Origin of the sequence: Pseudomonas sp. H1h, from assembly GCF_000633255.1 — a bacterium.
Classification (GTDB): domain Bacteria; phylum Pseudomonadota; class Gammaproteobacteria; order Pseudomonadales; family Pseudomonadaceae; genus Aquipseudomonas.
In genome coordinates this window covers 1-316 of the sequence record NZ_AYMJ01000074.1, presented here as the reverse complement: position 1 = coordinate 316, position 316 = coordinate 1, and the positions used below count along the sequence as shown (strand labels likewise).

1 rRNA gene is annotated in these 316 nt (G+C 48.4%); it reads right to left on the bottom strand.

The window, feature by feature from the left end:
• Nucleotides 1-60 precede the first annotated feature (60 nt).
• A 5S ribosomal RNA gene (rrf, locus tag U862_RS0129060) occupies nt 61-176 on the bottom strand.
• Nucleotides 177-316: the final 140 nt, after the last annotated feature.

Here is a 316-nt window from a genome sequence, read left to right as displayed (position 1 = left end):
ACTTTCCTGCGGGCAAAACAAAACCCCAATTGCTTTCGCAATTGGGGTTTCGGAATTTAATCTTGACGATGACCTACTCTCACATGGGGAAACCCCACACTACCATCGGCGATGCATCGTTTCACTTCTGAGTTCGGGATGGGATCAGGTGGTTCCAACGCTCTATGGTCGTCAAGAAATTCGGTGTGCCGATTCGTCTTTCGACGCTTCAGCAAATTGGGTATGCGATAGTTTGTGTGTTTCTCTCGAACTTTCGGTTCGTTTCGTCTTCACACACCGCAATCTGGTGACCTTTTGCTCTTCAGCTCAAAGCCTG